Source organism: Paractinoplanes aksuensis, assembly GCF_024137025.1.
Lineage (GTDB): Bacteria > Actinomycetota > Actinomycetes > Mycobacteriales > Micromonosporaceae > Actinoplanes > Actinoplanes aksuensis.
In genome coordinates this window covers 1-1,933 of sequence record NZ_JAMYJR010000086.1, presented here as the reverse complement: position 1 = coordinate 1,933, position 1,933 = coordinate 1, and the positions used below count along the sequence as shown (strand labels likewise).

The window sequence follows — 1,933 nt, the reverse complement described above, 5'->3', positions numbered from 1 at the left end:
CCGGTGGCGCCGCTGGGGAAGGGCTTGGCCCGGGCCTCGGTCTGCACCTGGCCGGCGCCGTCGGTGGCGCGGACCGACAGCGAGTGCGGGCCGGGGGTGGCGTTCCACGTCCAGCGCCACTGCACCCAGGTGTCGATCGACGGGACGGGCAGCAGTTCGGCCGGCTGCCACGCGCCGCCGTCGACGCTGAGTTCGACCTTCGTGATGCCGCGGCGCTGGGCCCAGGCCACGCCGGCCACGGTCACCGGGCCGGCGGCGGGGCGGGCGAACGGGCGCGGCTTGTCGATGCGGGAAGCCGTGCGGACCGTGCCGGGGCGGGCCCAGCCGCGCTCGACCCAGTACGCGTCGAACGCCGCGAACGTGGTCAGCTCGAGCTCGGTGACCCACTTGCAAGCGCCGGCGTAGCCGTACAGGCCGGGCGTCAGCATGCGTACGGGAAAGCCGTGCTCGGGCCGCAGCGGCTCGCCGTTCATGGCGACCGCGAGCATGGTGTCGCGGCCGTCGAGGGCGGTCGCGACGGGAGTGCCGATGGTCATGCCCTCGACCGACCGGGCGACGATCTGGTCGGCCTCCGGTCGCAGCCCGGCCTCGCGCAGCAGCGGGGCCAGCGGCACGCCGAGCCAGCGGGCCGTGCCGATGTAGGGGCCGCCGACCTCGTTGGAGACGCAGTTGAGGGTGATGTCGCGCTCGATCAGCGGCCGCCGCAACAGGTCGTCCAGCGACAGCTCCAGCTCGGTGCCGACCATGCCGTGAATGCGTAGCGTCCACGTGTCGGGGTCGACGCGGGGGACGGTCAGCGCGGTGTCGACCCGGTAGAAGTCGGCGCTCGGGGTGATATCCAGTCCGGGTGCGGGCTTGGCCGGGGACGCCGGTGCGGGCAGGGCCACATCCGTGCGTACGCGGCGGACTGTCCTCGTGACGAGCAGGGCTCCGGCCTCGGCGATCATGGCGGCGCCGGCCACGAGCACCGCGCCGCGCAGGAAGGCCCGGCGGTGGGCGGGTGGCTCGACCGAGCGCAGCAGCCACCACAGGGTCGCGCCGGCGATCGCGGCCGCCAGCAGGGACGGCACCGGGGAGAAGGCCGAGGCGGTGGGGCGGGTCAGGGCGGCGGTGGCGCCGGCCGCGCCGAGGACGACGGCGCCGATCGGGATCAGGATCCGGCGACGGCGGCCGAGGAGACCGAGCGCGGCGGCGAACAGCGCCAGCACCAGGCCGACCGAACCGAGCAGCACCGGCTTGTCGTAAGTGCCGAGCTCCCGTACGGCAAATTCTTTCAAGGGGGTCGGGGTGGCGTCGATGATCGCGCCGCCGACCGCGATCAGGGGTGCCGCGTCGGGCCGGGTCGCGGCGGCGAACAGTTCCGCGACCGCGATCCCGAGCCCGGCGGCTACTACCCCTGCGGCGGCGTCGCGCAGCAGGGTGCGCATCAGCTCTTCGGCATGAGCACGGAGTCGATGATGTAAACGTTGGCGTTGGCGGTCTGGACGTTGCCGCAGACGACCGAGGCGGCCCCGTCGACCTTGAAGTCCTCGCCCGAGCCCATGACGCTGAGGTCCTTGCCCTCGAGGGTCTTGTGGCTGCCGGACAGGTCGGCCGGGGTCAGCTTCCCGGGCACGACGTGGTAGGTCAGGATGTCGGTCAGCGTCTTCTTGTCGGCCAGGACCTTCTTGAGGTCGGCCTCCGGGATCTTGGCGAAGGCGTCGTTGGTCGGTGCGAAGACGGTGATGCCGTCGGCCGAGTTGAGCGAGTCGACCAGCCCGGCCTGCTTGACCGCCGAGACCAGCGTCGAGAGCAGCGGGTTGCCCGACGCGGCGGTGGCCACGGGCTCCTGGGCCATGGCCTCGAAGCTGCCCTTGTTCGCCGGGTCGGTCGGCACGGCGGCACAGCCGGCGCCGAAGTTCTCCATGGCCGGGGCGGCACTCGACGCCATCGG

The 1,933-nt window shown here is 73.2% G+C and carries 2 protein-coding genes; both read right to left on the bottom strand.

Going from position 1 to position 1,933, the window contains the following annotated elements; genetic code table 11:
• On the bottom strand, positions 1-1,427 hold a 1,427-nt coding region (locus M1L60_RS46650), incomplete at its 3' end, for a molybdopterin-dependent oxidoreductase (RefSeq protein WP_253244068.1).
• Positions 1,427-1,933: fasciclin domain-containing protein (locus tag M1L60_RS46645; protein WP_253244067.1), on the bottom strand; the 507-nt coding region annotated here is incomplete at its 5' end. The genes M1L60_RS46645 and M1L60_RS46650, both read right to left, overlap by 1 nt.